This window comes from Bradyrhizobium sp. IAR9 (assembly GCF_013408065.1).
In the GTDB taxonomy this organism is placed as follows: Bacteria; Pseudomonadota; Alphaproteobacteria; order Rhizobiales; family Xanthobacteraceae; genus Bradyrhizobium.
Genome location: NZ_JACBZW010000001.1, coordinates 224,260 through 238,448, shown reverse-complemented (window position 1 = coordinate 238,448; position 14,189 = coordinate 224,260). Strand labels below are relative to the sequence as shown.

The 14,189-nt window shown below is 64.2% G+C and carries 14 protein-coding genes; 8 read left to right on the top strand and 6 right to left on the bottom strand.

Annotation, left to right across the window (positions count from 1 at the left end):
• Positions 1–212 precede the first annotated feature (212 nt).
• Positions 213–1,175 (bottom strand): helix-turn-helix domain-containing protein, encoded by a 963-nt coding sequence (locus GGD67_RS01115; RefSeq protein WP_179730574.1) that lies wholly within the window; start codon positions 1,173–1,175, stop codon positions 213–215.
• 207 nt (positions 1,176–1,382) lie between these two features.
• On the opposite strand from GGD67_RS01115, the gene GGD67_RS01110 reads away from it, so the two are divergent.
• The 5 genes from GGD67_RS01110 (at position 1,383) to GGD67_RS01090 (ending at position 6,328) form a co-directional block, all read left to right on the top strand.
• Positions 1,383–2,891 carry a caspase family protein gene (locus tag GGD67_RS01110; RefSeq protein WP_179730573.1) on the top strand — a complete coding sequence of 503 codons (1,509 nt, stop codon included), beginning with the start codon at positions 1,383–1,385 and terminating at the stop codon, positions 2,889–2,891.
• A gap of 226 nt (positions 2,892–3,117) precedes the next feature.
• The gene (locus GGD67_RS01105) at positions 3,118–3,336 is read left to right on the top strand and encodes a hypothetical protein (RefSeq protein ID WP_179730572.1); all 219 of its coding nucleotides are present in this window, start codon (positions 3,118–3,120) and stop codon (positions 3,334–3,336) included.
• A 141-nt stretch (positions 3,337–3,477) separates the two neighbouring features.
• Positions 3,478–3,903, top strand: a complete 426-nt coding sequence (locus GGD67_RS01100; protein WP_179730571.1) for a hypothetical protein — start codon at positions 3,478–3,480, stop codon at positions 3,901–3,903.
• Positions 3,904–4,135: 232 nt separating this feature from the next.
• On the top strand, positions 4,136–5,383 hold the full coding sequence (locus GGD67_RS01095; protein ID WP_179730570.1) for an FAD-dependent oxidoreductase: 1,248 nt from the start codon (positions 4,136–4,138) through the stop codon (positions 5,381–5,383).
• A gap of 180 nt (positions 5,384–5,563) precedes the next feature.
• Positions 5,564–6,328: an outer membrane protein gene (locus GGD67_RS01090; RefSeq protein ID WP_018323046.1), complete on the top strand. Its 765-nt coding sequence runs from the start codon at positions 5,564–5,566 to the stop codon at positions 6,326–6,328.
• A gap of 115 nt (positions 6,329–6,443) precedes the next feature.
• Here the strand turns inward: GGD67_RS01090 and GGD67_RS01085 are convergent, their stop codons facing one another.
• From GGD67_RS01085 to parE, 4 genes are all read right to left on the bottom strand, one after another.
• Positions 6,444–7,214, bottom strand: a complete 771-nt coding sequence (locus tag GGD67_RS01085) for an SDR family NAD(P)-dependent oxidoreductase (RefSeq protein ID WP_018323047.1) — start codon at positions 7,212–7,214, stop codon at positions 6,444–6,446.
• A gap of 21 nt (positions 7,215–7,235) precedes the next feature.
• Positions 7,236–7,421, bottom strand: coding sequence for a hypothetical protein (locus tag GGD67_RS01080; RefSeq protein ID WP_179730569.1), 186 nt, complete (start codon positions 7,419–7,421; stop codon positions 7,236–7,238).
• A gap of 305 nt (positions 7,422–7,726) precedes the next feature.
• Positions 7,727–8,509, bottom strand: a complete 783-nt coding sequence (locus tag GGD67_RS01075; protein WP_018323049.1) for an outer membrane protein — start codon at positions 8,507–8,509, stop codon at positions 7,727–7,729.
• A gap of 428 nt (positions 8,510–8,937) precedes the next feature.
• Complete coding sequence (gene parE, locus GGD67_RS01070; RefSeq protein WP_179730568.1) at positions 8,938–10,983, bottom strand: DNA topoisomerase IV subunit B; 2,046 nt, start codon at positions 10,981–10,983, stop codon at positions 8,938–8,940.
• Between the two features lie 273 nt (positions 10,984–11,256).
• On the opposite strand from parE, the gene GGD67_RS01065 reads away from it, so the two are divergent.
• The 3 genes from GGD67_RS01065 to argC all read left to right on the top strand — a co-directional run bounded on the left by GGD67_RS01065 (position 11,257) and on the right by argC (position 13,655).
• Positions 11,257–11,787: a DedA family protein gene (locus GGD67_RS01065; protein ID WP_018323051.1), complete on the top strand. Its 531-nt coding sequence runs from the start codon at positions 11,257–11,259 to the stop codon at positions 11,785–11,787.
• 225 nt (positions 11,788–12,012) lie between these two features.
• Positions 12,013–12,678: an FMN-binding negative transcriptional regulator gene (locus GGD67_RS01060; RefSeq protein ID WP_179730567.1), complete on the top strand. Its 666-nt coding sequence runs from the start codon at positions 12,013–12,015 to the stop codon at positions 12,676–12,678.
• Positions 12,675–13,655, top strand: a complete 981-nt coding sequence (gene argC, locus GGD67_RS01055) for an N-acetyl-gamma-glutamyl-phosphate reductase (protein ID WP_179730566.1) — start codon at positions 12,675–12,677, stop codon at positions 13,653–13,655. Before GGD67_RS01060 ends, argC begins: the two co-directional genes overlap by 4 nt.
• A 130-nt stretch (positions 13,656–13,785) precedes the next feature.
• Here the strand turns inward: argC and GGD67_RS01050 are convergent, their stop codons facing one another.
• Entirely contained in the window at positions 13,786–14,184 is a 399-nt protein-coding gene (locus GGD67_RS01050) for an MAPEG family protein (protein WP_018323054.1), read from the bottom strand.
• Positions 14,185–14,189 lie beyond the last annotated feature (5 nt).

The window sequence follows — 14,189 nt, the reverse complement described above, 5'->3', positions numbered from 1 at the left end:
GGGGGTGCTGACTCACGCGAACAAAGCGCCAGGCTCAGGAATCGGTCTTCGATCTGAGCCGCGTCGCCCCGGAACATAGGCGGGAATCGGCCAAAGTCAATGGAGCGGGCGCGGGAAGGTCCTAAAAAACCTGAGGTTTTTACCAAATAGCGGGTGCAACTGGGGTTTTTCCGCCCAGCCCCGCGCTCCGGCCGGAGCCGCCAAAACGACGGCTAACCCCTATCCGAGCCCTGCGCCCGGAAGTCACCCGGGGCCATGCCATAGGCGGCATTGAAGACCCGGTAGTAGGTCGCCAGGCTCTCGAAGCCGCAGGAGGTCGCGATGTCGGCGATCAGCCGCTCCGGTGCCTCACGCATCAGGCGGCGGCTCTGTTTCAGGCGCTCGTCCGTCACGGTCTGCGAGAAGCTCTTCGCCGCGGTCTCGAACAGCATGTGCAGGTGGCGCACCGACACGCCGAGCTCGTCGGCCACCATCGTCGGCGCCAGATCCGGGTTTTGCAGGTGGCCCGCGATCAGGCGCCGGGCCCGCGAGAGACGGGCCGTCCGCAGCGCGGCCTGTCCGCGCCGGCTGCCGGGCCTGACGATGCCGCGCTCGATCAGCGCCAGATGGGCCAAAGCCTGAACGAGGGAGGTCGCATCGCTGGCGCCCTGATCCGCGGAGGCTTCGCCGAGCTCGGCAAAGCAGGCCCCGAGCAGGGGCGCCAGGGTGGGATCGCTGAACGTCCGGGGCGCAAGCTCGCGCATGCGTTTGTCCTGCGCCGGGATGCCGCTGACCGGAATCTTCAGGATCCGCAAATGGAATCCCCCGGCGCCCAGCGGCGCCGTGCGGTAAGGCAGGTCAGTATGGCTGGTGGCGAAACTGCCCGGGGCGATCGCGAAGTCGTTTCCGCGCATGCCGCCGAACCAGCCGCCGCTGCCGAGTTGCTGGTAGACGCAGATGCTGTCGCCGGGTGCGTAGGCGATGTCGGAGCTGCTGCGTTCGACCGTATATTGCGAGGCCTTCAGCTCGACGAGGCCGGCGCCGCCCAGCTGGCGCAGCGAGAATTCGCCGAAAAAGTCCGCGCGCCGTTCGCGCTCGAGTTCGGCGGTGACGCCGAACAATCCCTTGGAGCGCACCTCGCGCCAATAATCGAAGCGATCGTGCGGCTCGACTTCGTCGGTACACCAGCGATACACGGCAGCCCCCTCGCTTCGAGCGCGTTTGCCTGATGCCAAAGAAAAAGCAGATTCCAGCGCAATCTGCCATAGGCAGATCGTGGAACCGGGACCCGGGCCCTTGAACCCTCGTTACGTCTGGGCCGACTATCACACAGCGGCAGGGGATCCAATGAACTGCTGTTCGAGGGAAGCGGCGTGGCGCCGTTCTGCAACGGGAATTTTGCGATGACGCGTCGGCTTTTCGGAATTCTGGCGGCCCTTGGCCTGGCGACGGGCCTGAGCGGCTTCGTAGCTCCCGCCTATGCCGAGAAGCGCGTCGCGCTCGTCATTGGTAATAACGACTACAGGAACGTGCCGAAGCTGCTCAAGGCGGTCAACGACGCCCGCACCATGGGCGATACGCTGAAGCAGCTCGGCTTCTCGGTGATGGTCGCAGAGAACCAGAGCCGGCAGCAATTCTCCGAGACCCTGCTCGCCTTCGACAAGGCGATCGAGCCGGGCGATACCGCGTTCTTCTTCTACGCCGGCCACGGCTTCGAGATCGCGGGCCAGAACTACCTGCTGCCGACGGACGTGCCGGCAGCGACCGAAGGGCAGGAAGAGCTGGTGCGTGACGCATCGATCCTGGCCGACCGAATCGTCGAGCGCCTCCAGAACAAGAAGGCGCGGACCTCGATCCTGGTGTTCGATGCCTGCCGCAACAACCCGTTCGAGCGCAAGGGCACCCGCGCGGTGGCCGGTGGCGGCGGGCTTGCTCCGATGGTGCAGCTGCCTGAAGGCGTGTTCTCGGTGTTTTCGGCAGGTCCCCGCCAGACCGCGCTCGACCGCCTCTCCAACGACGACGCCAATCCCAATTCGGTGTTCACGCGCACCTTCGCCAAGGAGTTGCTGCAGCCCGGCGAGAACCTCGTGCAGGTGGCGCAGCGCACCCGCCGTGCCGTCAGCGAGATGGCCGATAGCGTCAAGCACAGGCAGGTGCCGGTCTATTTCGACCAGATGGTCGACGACGTCTTCCTCAGCGGCATGGCGAAGGATGCCGTCGCGCGGCCAGCTGATCCGCCGCGGCAGAAGCTCGCGGCGCTGCCGCCGGTGTCAGTGCCGCAAATGCCGAAGGAGGAGACCCTCAACGCGCCGATCGCGAGCTTCTCGCGGCACAATGGCGGCTGGAGCGTGGTGTTCTCGTTCGCCGACCCGACGCTCGGCATTTCCTGGCGCATGGCCGGCAAGGGCGATTTCCGCGAGACCGGCTTCATCGACACGCTCGATCCGCGCACGCGCAAGCGGATGCCTAACCCGTCGATCGAATTGCCGCCGGACGCTGCGGCCGGCACCATCGAGGTCCGCTATGTCGATCAATCCGGCGACATGAAGGGGCCGTTCCCGATCCGGTTCGATCCCGAGGCCGCGCTGATCCGCGACCAGCGCAAGATCCTCGACATGACGTCGACGAGCTGGCTGTCGTTCCGCGAGTTCAACGGGCTGCTGGTCTACTACACGCACCTCGTGTCCTATCGCTGCGCCATCCGCGAGGTGCGCATCGGCATCGACACTGCCGTGCCCAACCAGGTGCTGAAGATGCCTGCTTGCGACATGCGCGACCCCAGTGCGATCACCGCCGGCATGCCGCTCTACATGAAGCTTGCGCCCGCCACGCAGTCCGTCTCGGTGGAGCTGACTTATCGCGACGGCAGCGTCTCGGAGATCAAGAGCTTTCGGAGTGCGAACCGGCAGTAGTGATTGACGGCGTTCGCTGGCCGGAGCGCGGCCGTCAAAGCAGGGTGGTGACCCGAGGGAGCGGATTTCTCGCAGCGAGGCTCGGATCCGGCAAAATACAGAAAATCTTACGCAATAGCCTTTAATCAATGCGTGAGCTCACCGAACCGAGCAAACCTCTGTTGCTAACCCCGTAATTTGAGCCGAAGACTGGATCAGGCTGGAGGCTAGGCCGGGGGAACGGCTGATGCCAAAAACGATCCAGGAACAACTGGAAGAGGTGGAGCGTGATATCAAGCTTTATAAGGAGTTCGATGAGGCCGAGATAGCTCGCTTCGAACGCGAGTCCTTCCTTTGGACCGCTGAAGGTCGCATCGAGTGGCAGGAGACGCAGCGTTCGAATAAGCAATATCTCCGCGAACTTCACGACAAACGCCGTGCCTTGCTCAAGGAGATTGGGCGGTGACTTGGTACGTCTAGGCCCCCGAGGGGACCAATACACGGCGGGATTGTGGGCGTTTCCCAAGGACGGCGGACCCGTGTTCACCCAGGCGACGGAACAACTCCTTGGTCACATGGATTGTCCACCAAACCAGGGAGACGATTCATGATCCGCAAGTCCATCCTCGTAGCTTTCGCATGCGCTGCGCTTTCGACGACCGCTTTTGCTCAGGGTGGCGGCGGTGCTGGCGGAGGCGGCGGTGGTGCTGCTGGCGGTGGCAGTGCCGCGGCCGGTACAGGGACCGGCGGCGCGGGATCTGCGGCCAGCTCAGGTGCCGGAATGGGTACCTCATCCAGCAGCGCCAATTCGGGGCCGTCGGCTCCTTCGGGAATGGGGGTTCATGGCACCACCACCGGGGCGAACATCAACACCAACACCGGCCTGAACAATCCGAACGTTCAGTCCCCGACTGCAAACGGCACCTCGCCAGCGGCCGCGCAAGCTGGACGGAACGCAGGTGTCGGTCATGCACCGAACGGGTTGCCGATCGGCAGTCCCGGCACCGGGACCAGCAATGAGGATCAGAAATAGTTTGGCTTCCGTCCATGAAAGGGCCCGCGCGGTGCGGGCCTTTGATGCCCTTCAGGGTCTTATCTGCTGATAACAGCAGGGGGCCGCTTATTCCCGGATCGCAAGGATTGGTGCGATCTGAGCGGCCGGCGTTGGAGATCGCACAGCCAAATTCAAGCGCCATTCGACCGGAATCGGCGTTACATTGCCCGCCATATCTTGATCGAGACTCGCATCGCGGATCGTGGCTGCAATGACATCCGACCAACAACCGAACCGCACGAAAAAAGTCCGCTGCTGCATCGTCGGAGGCGGGCCGGCTGGCATGATGCTCGGCTATCTCCTGGGGCGCGCCGGCATCGAAGTCGCGGTGCTGGAGAAGCATGCCGACTTCTTCCGCGATTTCCGCGGCGACACCGTGCATCCCTCGACGCTTCAGGTGATGGACGAGCTCGGTCTGATCGACGGCTTCCTGAAGCTGCCGCACCAGCGCCTACAGAAGATGGACGGCCTGTTCGGCGGCACACCGGTGCGCATCGCCGATCTCAGCCGGCTCCACACCAAATACCCCTTCATCGCCTTCATGCCGCAATGGGACTTTCTGAATTTCCTGCGCGAGGCCGGCCGGCGCTTCGCCTCGCTCGAGGTGATGATGAGCACTGAGGCGGTCGATCTGATCCGCCGCGGCGAGACGATCGCCGGCGTGCGGGCGAAAACGCCCGACGGCATCATCGACATCGAAGCCGATCTCACCATCGCCTGCGACGGCCGGCATTCGACGGTGCGCGAGCGCGCCGGCCTCGTCGTCGAGGAAATCGGCGCGCCGATGGACGTGCTGTGGTTCCGCGCCGGCCGCAAGGCCGACGAGACGGAAAGCGTGTTCGCGCGCGTCGAGCCCGGCAAGATGATGATCACTTTCGACCGCGGCGACTATTGGCAGTGCGCCTATGTCATCGCCAAGGGACAGCATGAGGCGGTGAAGGCGAGGGGACTGCAGGCGCTGCTCGACGACGTCGTGCGCATGGCGCCGATCCTTCGCTCCGGCATCGCCGACGTGAAAAGCTTCGACGACGTCAAGCTGCTGACCGTCGCGATCAACCGCATGGCGCGCTGGACGCGGCCGGGTCTGCTTTGCATTGGCGATGCCGCGCATGCGATGTCTCCGGTCGGCGGAGTCGGTGTCAATCTCGCCGTGCAGGATGCAGTCGCAACCGCCAATCTGCTGGCAGACAAGATGCAGCACGGCTGCCCGTCAGAGAGCGATCTCGATGCCGTGCGCCGTCGCCGCGAGTTCCCGGTGAAGATGACGCAGCGCATGCAGGTGATCGTGCAGAACAACATCATCAGCGGCGCCTTGCAGGGGAGCGATAGGCCGCTCAAGGTGCCGCTGATCGTGCGTCTCATCACTGCGCTGCCATGGCTGCAGGGCATCCCGGCGCGCCTGCTTGCGCTCGGCGTGCGGCCCGAGCACGTGCATTCGAAAGCCGCGCCGGCATCGTAGCGCAGGAGTTCGGCAGGGATAATTTCGCGTTAAATCGCGCATGTGGCGTTGCGGGCGTGCAACAGCGCCAACGGATTCACGGACCTGCGCGTGCCCATCCGCCACGTTAACTCTGTTGATTCGAATTTTAGTAACACCCGTCTGTGACCGTGCGTCCATCAAAGGACACGGGGTTGTACCATGCGTAACAAATTGATTGCCGCCTTCGCCTGCACGACCGCTCTGGTTTCGACGGGCGTGGCCTCTGCCGCCGATCTCGGCGCGCGCTACGCGAAGGCGCCCGCTTATGTCGAGCCGCTGTTCAACTGGACCGGCTTCTATGTCGGCGGCCACATCGGCGGCGCCTGGACCAACCAGCAGTTCATCAACAATGGGATCGGTGCGCCGTTCGGCGATCTCGTCCCGGGCGAGGGCTATCGTCAGCGCAGCGCGGGCATCATGGGCGGCGCCCAGATCGGCTACAACTGGCAGGCCAACAACTACGTGTTCGGCATGGAAGGCACGATCTCCGGTCTCGACAACAAGGGCTCGTTCACCAACACCGCGTTCGGTGCGGGCGACGACGTGTTCTCCTGGCGCACCAACGTGCTCGCGACCGTGGTCGGCCGCGCCGGCTTCGCCGTGCAGAACAACCTCTTCTACGTCAAGGGCGGCTATGCCGGCGCGAACAACCGTCTGTCGGTCAGCGACACCGTCGGTGTGTCGGGCTCGGGCGGACAGACCCACTGGGCCAACGGCTGGACTGTCGGCGCGGGCTGGGAATACGGCGTCACCCGCAACTGGATAGTCGGCCTCGAATACAATTACGCGGCCTTCGGCAGCCAGACCTATCAGCTCGGCGGCACCTCGGGGAATTACACCTTCGACGCCAAGCCGCGCGACATCCAATGGGCCGTCGTGCGCGCGAGCTACAAGTTCGACGCACCGGTCATTGCCCGTTACTGAGCACGTCGACGACGCAACGCGACCAACGATCAAAAAAAGCACTGCATAAATTCAAAAGCCCCGGACTTGTCCGGGGCTTCTTTTTTGCGTTGCTGAATGGCCGGAAGGTGTGGCCTCAGGCCATCACCGAGAAGCCGCCATCGACGGGGATCGCGGTGCCCGTGACGAAGTTCGATGCGGGCGAGGCCAGGAACACGGCGATGCCGGCGAAATCGTCGATGTCGCCCCAGCGCCCCGCAGGCGTGCGCGCCAGCACCCGCTCGTGCAATCCCGATACCTGCTGCCGCGCGCCGCGGGTGAGGTCGGTATCGATCCAGCCCGGCAGGATCGCATTGACCTGGATGTTGTCGGGCGCCCAGGCATTGGCGCAGGCACGCGTGTACTGCACGATGCCGCCCTTGCTTGCCGCGTAGGCGGTGGCGAAGCTCGCACCGAAGATCGACATCATCGAGCCGATGTTGATCACCTTGCCGTTTCCTGACGCCTTCAAGGCCGGATAAGCGAGCTTCGAGCACAGGAAGGCGCTGGTGAGGTTGGTGTCGATCACCTTGTTCCACTCGTCGAGCTCGAGCTCGTGCGGCGGCTTGCGGATGCTCATGCCGGCATTGTTGACGAGGATGTCGATGCGGCCGAGATCCTTCACCACGCGCGCGATCATGGCTTCGATCGCGGCCCTGTCGGTGACATCGGTCGCAACTGCGATCGCCTTGACGCCGCGCTGCCTGAGATCTTCGACCGCTGCTTTGGACTTGGCTTCGTTGCGGCCGACCACGGCGATGTCGGCGCCGGCATCGGCAAGGCCGCGCGCCATGCCGAGCCCGATGCCGCCATTACCTCCTGTTACGACCGCGACCTTGCCGCGGAGCTCGAACCGGCTGGATGTCATGCTTGTATTCCCTGGTTTCTTTTATTGATTGCTCTGCCAGATCAGCACCAGCCCGAAGCCGGCCATGGCGGCGCCATAGCCGGCCCAATGCAGCTGGTCGACCATGAAGCTCGATCGCGGCCACGGAACCGTACCCGTGCCCTGTCCAATCCAGAGCAGCCCGACGGCGAGGGCAAACAGGCCTGCTACAAGCAGAAATCTGCGCATGCATTCCTCCCCGTCGGTCCGCTTCCGTCGCGACCCGCGGCATCAATCGCCACGGTCAGGAAAGCTTGGCACCAGACTAGCCGTAGCTTCAGTTCAGATACAATGGCCGCCGATGCAGGGCCGCAGCAGGACGCATGTCCGGGGCAGGAATGATTCCGGCCGCAGCTATCTTGGCCGCGCTGGTTGCGGATTGTGATGCGATTCCGCGCCCGGGCGGATCTGCTGCAGGCTAGCGCGCGAGGGGAGCCCCATAACGAAAAAGCCCCGGCGATGCCGGGGCTTTGACGTCTGAACTTGCGTTCGGATCAGTACTTCGCGACGACCGGACCGGTCCAGTTGAAGCGGTAGACCAGCGAGGTCGAGATCGTCTGGTTCCAGCTGTTGGCGCGGATGTCGCGGCCGACCAGCGCGTTGGTACCGTCGAAGAGCTCGTTCGAGGTCTTGGCGTTGTAGAAGGCCGAACGATACTCGGTCTTCATGAACCAGCCGGGCGAAGAGACGCCGAAGATGTTCAGGCTGTTCTCGACACCGCCGCCGACGAACCAGCCGTTGCGGTTGTAGCTGTTGAGGTGGATGCCGGCCGGGGTGCCGCCCAGCGTGGTGAAGTTGGTCTGGCCGAAGTGGGCGCCCGAGTAACCGCCGTTGACGTAGGAGAGAACGTTCGGGGCGACCAGCCAGCCGAGGCGCACGCCCGCGGCCCAGGAGGTTTCCAGCTTCTGGTTGCCGGTGATGCCGACGATCGGATCCTGGATGGTGGCGCGGATGCTGCCGAACTGGCCGTCAGCGAACACACCGGCGACCCAGGTGCCGCTGAACTGCCAGTCGTAACCGGCGCCGACGGTGCCGAACCAACCGGAGCCGCCCTGACGCTGATCGATCGTCAGCGGAACCGCACCAACGGTGGTCTGGACGTGCTGGTCGGCATTGGAGAGGCCGCCGCCGCCGCCGCCGAAGACGTAGAAACCAGTCCAGTTGGCGACGGGCGCCGGCATCGGGGCCTTCACGTAGGGACGGGCACCGAGATCGGCCGCCGAGGCCGAACCGGTCATCGCGGCAACCGCGGTCAGAGCGAGCAAAACCTTCTTCATGATAAAAATCCCCAACCTTGGTCTGTGTAGCAGCGCGAGCGCACTGAAGTTCGTGTCATCTGATGTCCGGACTATAGACGTTTCCCGCCGGAATGCTGTTGCCGGGCAGGCACAGTCGCCGGAAAACGCCGATACGCGGGCATTTCGGTCGCGGTTGTCGAGATCTGGAATAACCCCATAAATTCAAAGCCTTACTGAGATTTTTGGAATTCAACCTCGGGTAAGGTTTCGTTAGCAAATCCCGCCTTGTCCGAAATGGAGGCAGTCGTGCCTCCGCCTGAGCGCCGTGAGTCGCTGGCCGAGTCGCAACGATGGTGCCGGGAATCGCTCAAAGCCATCCGGACCGCAGCGACGTCATCGCCCCCGCAAAGCAAAAGAGCCCCGGCTTGTCGCCGGGGCTCTCGATGAAGCGCCACAGCGCCGAGGACTCAAACGTCCAGCAGCTCTTCGCTGGCAAATTCCGCCTTGTCCGAGATGAACGCGAAGCGCGCCTCGGCCTTGGTGCCCATCAGTCGTTCCACCGAATCCGCCGTGGTGTCGCGATCGTCGGCGAGCAGCACCACCTTGAGCAGCGTGCGCTTGCTCGGATCCATGGTGGTCTCCTTGAGCTGCGCCGGCATCATCTCGCCGAGGCCTTTGAAACGGTTCACCTCGACCTTGGCGTTGGCGTTGAACGCGCTCTTGATCAGCTCTTCCTTGTGCTTGTCGTCGCGCGCGTAGACCGACTTGGTGCCGTGCGTGAGCTTGTAGAGCGGCGGCACCGCGAGGAAGAGGTGCCCTTCGTCGATCAGCCGCGGCATCTGCCGATAGAAGAAGGTGATCAGCAGCGAAGCGATGTGTGCGCCGTCGACGTCGGCGTCGGTCATGATGATGATGCGCTGATAGCGCAGATCCTCTTCGCGGTATTGCAGGAGCTGGCCGCAGCCGATCGCCTGCACGAGATCGGAGAGCTGGGCGTTGGCCGTCAGCTTGTCCTTGCCGGCCGATGCGACGTTGAGGATCTTGCCGCGCAGTGGCAGCACGGCCTGGGTCTTGCGGTCGCGCGCCTGCTTGGCGCTGCCGCCGGCCGAGTCGCCTTCGACGATGAAGAGCTCGGAGCCTTCGGTGCCGGCGTCGGTGCAGTCGGCGAGCTTGCCGGGCAGGCGCAGCTTCTTGCCGGCGGTTTTCCGCGCGGTCTCTTTCTCCTGCCGCCGCCGCAGCCGCTCTTCGGCGCGGTCGATCACGAAATCGAGCAGCCTGTTGGCCATGTTCGGATTGCCCGAGAGCCAGTGATCGAACGGATCCTTCATCGCCTGCTCGACGATGCGCTGCGCCTCCGCGGTGGCGAGACGATCCTTGGTCTGGCCCTGGAATTCGGGCTCGCGCACGAACACCGAGAGCATCACGGCGGCACCGACCATCACGTCTTCCGACGTAATGGACGAGGCGCGCTTGCCCTGGCCGACGCGCTCGGCATGATCCTTCAGGCCGCGCAGCAGCGCGCTACGCAGGCCGGATTCGTGCGTGCCGCCGTCGGGTGTCGGGACGGTGTTGGTATAGGAAGAGAGGAAGCCGTCGGCATCTGCGGTCCAGGCCACCGCCCATTCGCAGGCGCCATGCGCGCCATTGCGGCCGGACTTGCCGGAGAAGATATCCGGGTGCACCAGCGTGTCGGCGTGAATTGCTGCCGCCAGATAATCCTTGAGGCCGCCGGGGAAGTGGAACGTCGCCTCCGCCGGGACGTCCTCGACGCCCTTGAGCAGCTCGGGCGCGCAATTCCAGCGGATCTCGACGCCGCCGAACAGATACGCCTTCGAGCGCGTCATCTTGAACAGGCGCTGCGGCTTGAACGCAGCCTTGGCGCCGAAGATGTCGGTATCGGGCTTGAAGCGGACGCGCGTGCCGCGGCGGTTGTTGATCTTGCCGAGATCCTCGAGCTTGCCCTTGGGGTGTCCGCGCTCGAACGTCATGCGGTAGAGCTTCTGGCTGCGCGCGACCTCGACCTCGAGCAGCGAGGAGAGGGCGTTCACCACGGAGATGCCGACGCCGTGCAAGCCGCCGGAGGTCTCGTAGACCTTGGAGTCGAATTTGCCGCCCGAATGCAGCGTGCACATGATGACTTCGAGCGCCGACTTCTTCGGGAATTTTGGATGCGGATCGATCGGGATGCCGCGGCCGTTGTCGGTGACGGTCAGGAAACCATCCGCGGAGAGCTCGACGCCGATGAAGGTCGCATGTCCCGCCAGCGCCTCGTCCATCGAGTTGTCGATGACCTCGGCGAACAGATGATGCAGCGCCTTCTCGTCGGTGCCGCCGATATACATGCCGGGCCGGCGCCGCACCGGTTCCAGGCCTTCGAGCACCTCGATGTCGGCTGCGGTGTAGTCGGCTTCCCCGCCGGTTCCGCGCGAAGCCGCCTTGGCAGGCGCCCGGGTTTTCGGCTCGTCGCCGCCAAAAAAATCGTCTTTTGCTTTGGGTTTCAACTGCTTGGACATATATCTTGATACGCTTTGAGGGCCGCATAAGCGGCGAATCGGTTAGGCCGACTATGCCACTTCTGACTTGGAAAGGTTACCGCGGGGCGGACCCGGCGGTGTCGTTGGGAGCCAATCCCGGCGATTTTACGCCGCTGGCCCTGTAATTCCCGGCAATTTGACCGGCCGGTCTGCGGCGAGGCGAGTTTTGTGACTTGATGTCACACAAGCCCTTGGCTTACCAGTCTTTTTCATCGAGCAGCACCTTGAGACGGGGCGGGAAGGCTTTTTTTGATGGAGCAGTATGCGCACGCCCTGGCCGAATTCGTGCGCGCTCACCAGGCCTGGGCGGCCCCGATCGTGTTCGTGCTCGCCTTCGGGGAATCGCTCGCGTTCATCTCGCTGCTGGTCCCGGCCTGGGGCGCGCTGGTCGCGATCGGTGCGTTGATCGGGGCGAGCGGGATCAGCTTCTATCCGGTCTGGATCGCCGGCGGCCTCGGCGCCGCGCTCGGCGACTGGGTTTCCTACTGGTTCGGCTACCGCTACAAGGAGAAGGTCGCCCAGATGTGGCCGCTCTCGCGCTATCCGGAACTCCTGCCCAGGGGCGAGGCTTTCGTGCGCAGCTGGGGCATCCCCAGCATCTTCATCGGCCGCTTCTTCGGGCCCTTGCGCGCCTCGGTGCCGCTCGCGGCCGGCATCTTCGAGATGCCCTATTGGAGCTTCCAGGCCGCCAATTTCGTCTCGGCCCTGATCTGGTCGGCCGTGCTCCTGATGTTCGGCGACGTGCTCGCCAAGATCATGGAATGGATCTGGCGGGTCATCTGACGCCGAAACCTTGACGGAAACCCGATCTGGCCTTATAGCCGCGCGCCATGATCAACGCCGCGACCATCCTGTTCGCCCGTCGCCGCCGCCGCTCTTTAGCGGTTTGGGCGGTCGATCGCGTTTGAGATCATCGTCTTTGCCGCTGGATCCGATCCGCGGCACTCTCTCTCCTGTCAGCGCGATCTGATCCGGCGGCCCCCCAAGGAGGCCCAGCAGGAGACCACGATGTACACGCCACCCTTTTTCAAGCAGGACCGCGCCGCAAGCCTGAAGTTCGCCGAAGAGCGCGGCTTCGGCACCATGTGCGCCTTTGACGGCAAGAAACCGGTCGCTTCCCCGCTGCCGTTCTATTTGACCTATGCCGCCGACGGCACGCCGCAGGCCGCCTTTCATGTCGCCCGTCACAATCCGCTGCTAAAGCTTGCGGACGGCGCAGCGTCCTGGCTGCTCGCGGTCAATGGCCCCGATGCCTATGTATCGCCGGACTGGTACGTCTCGCCGGACCAGGTGCCGACCTGGCTCTACCAGTCGGTGCATCTGAGCGGGCCGGTGCGGATGTTGTCTGACGACGAGCTGGCGGTGCAGATCGCCACGCTCAGCGACAAGTTCGAGAACTGGCTGCTGCCGAAGAAGCCGTGGACATCGGACAAGATGACGGCTGGACGGCTCGAGACGATGAAGAAGGCGATCGTGGGTCTGGTGATGACGGTTGAGGAGGTCGAAGGCAACTTCAAGCTCAACCAGCACAAATCGGACGCCGACTATGCGGCGATCGCCAATGCGCTCAGCGCCGGCGATGCCGACGCCAAGCAGATCTCAGATTTGATGCGGCAGGCAAGGCCGCAGGTTTTTGCAGACGACACGAACATGCTCGAAGGGAGCGCATCATGAGCCTCGCTGACACCAAACAGGCCCCGAAGGGTGCTGCCACCAAGCCCGCGACCGTCTTCGTCGATGGCGGCTCCGGCACCACCGGGCTCGGCATCAACGAGCGGCTGAAGCTCCAGAACGACGTCGTCGTGAAGACGATCGCCGACGACAAGCGCAAGGACCCCGCGGCCAAGAAGGCGCTGATGGAGGAGGTGGACCTCGTCATCCTCTGCCTGCCCGACGATGCCGCCAAGGAGACGGTCGCGCTGGTCGACAGCATGGGCGCTGCGGGCCCGAAGGTGCTGGACGCCTCGACCGCGTACCGGGTCGCGCCCGACTGGGCCTACGGTTTTCCCGAGCTGACGCCGGACCAGGCCGGCAAGATCAAGGCGGCGAAGAAAGTCTCCAATCCCGGATGCTATCCGACCGGCGCGATCGCGCTGCTGCGGCCCATCGTCGATGCCGGCCTGTTGCCGCCCGATTATCCCGTCACCGTCAACGCGGTGAGCGGCTATTCCGGCGGCGGCAAGTCGATGATCGCGAGCTTCGAGGACGGCAGCGCGCCATCCTTCGAGCTCTACGGCCTCGGCTTCGAGCACAAGCATCTGCCGGAGATGCAGCTCTATTCGAACCTGACGCGGCGGCCGATCTTCATTCCCTCGGTCGGCAACTACCGGCAGGGCATGCTGGTCTCGGTGCCGCTGCAACTCGACACGCTGCCCGGCAAGCCCGGCGGTGCCGATCTGCAGGCTGCGCTCGCCAAGCGTTACGTCGGCTCGAAATACGTTTCGGTGATGCCGCTGCAGAACGAGGCCTCAAAGGGCGGCCGGATCGAGCCGGAGGCGCTCAACGAGACCAACATGCTCGAGCTCTACGTCTTCGCCAGCGACAAATATCACCAGGCCGTGCTGGTCGCCCGGCTCGACAATCTCGGCAAGGGCGCCTCGGGCGCAGCCGTGCAGAACATGCGGCTGATGCTGGGATTGCCGGAGGAGTAGGGCAGTCTCGTGCCCCGGACGCAGCGCAGCGCCACTTGGCGGTGCGCTGCTGAGCCGGGGGCCCATGTTTTCTGCTTCGTTTGCGGCCATCTGGGTCCCGGCTCGCGCTTCGCGCGTCCGGGACACGAAATCAAACCACCTTGAAGATCGCCAGCACCAGCACGGCCTGGGCGAGGAAGCCGACGGTGAAGGCCAGCGTGCGGAACACCGGGATGCCGATCGCGTAGACGATGAGATGCGCGACGCGGGACCAGAAATAGACGGCGCAGGCGAGCACGGTCCATTTTGTCGAATAGTCGATCGCGTTGAGGATCAGCACCAGCGGCGCAAAGAGCACGAGGTTCTCGACCGCATTGTCGTGCGCGAACATCAGGCGGTTCGCCCATTCCGCCTGCGGCTTGTCGCCGCGCGAGGGATTGGCCAGCGCGCCACTGAGACCGCGGACCTGGCACCGGTTGATGGTGTAGGGAATCCAGAGGATGCCGGTCAGGATCACCGTCAGTGTCAGCCAGAACAATTCGCGCGTCATAGTCC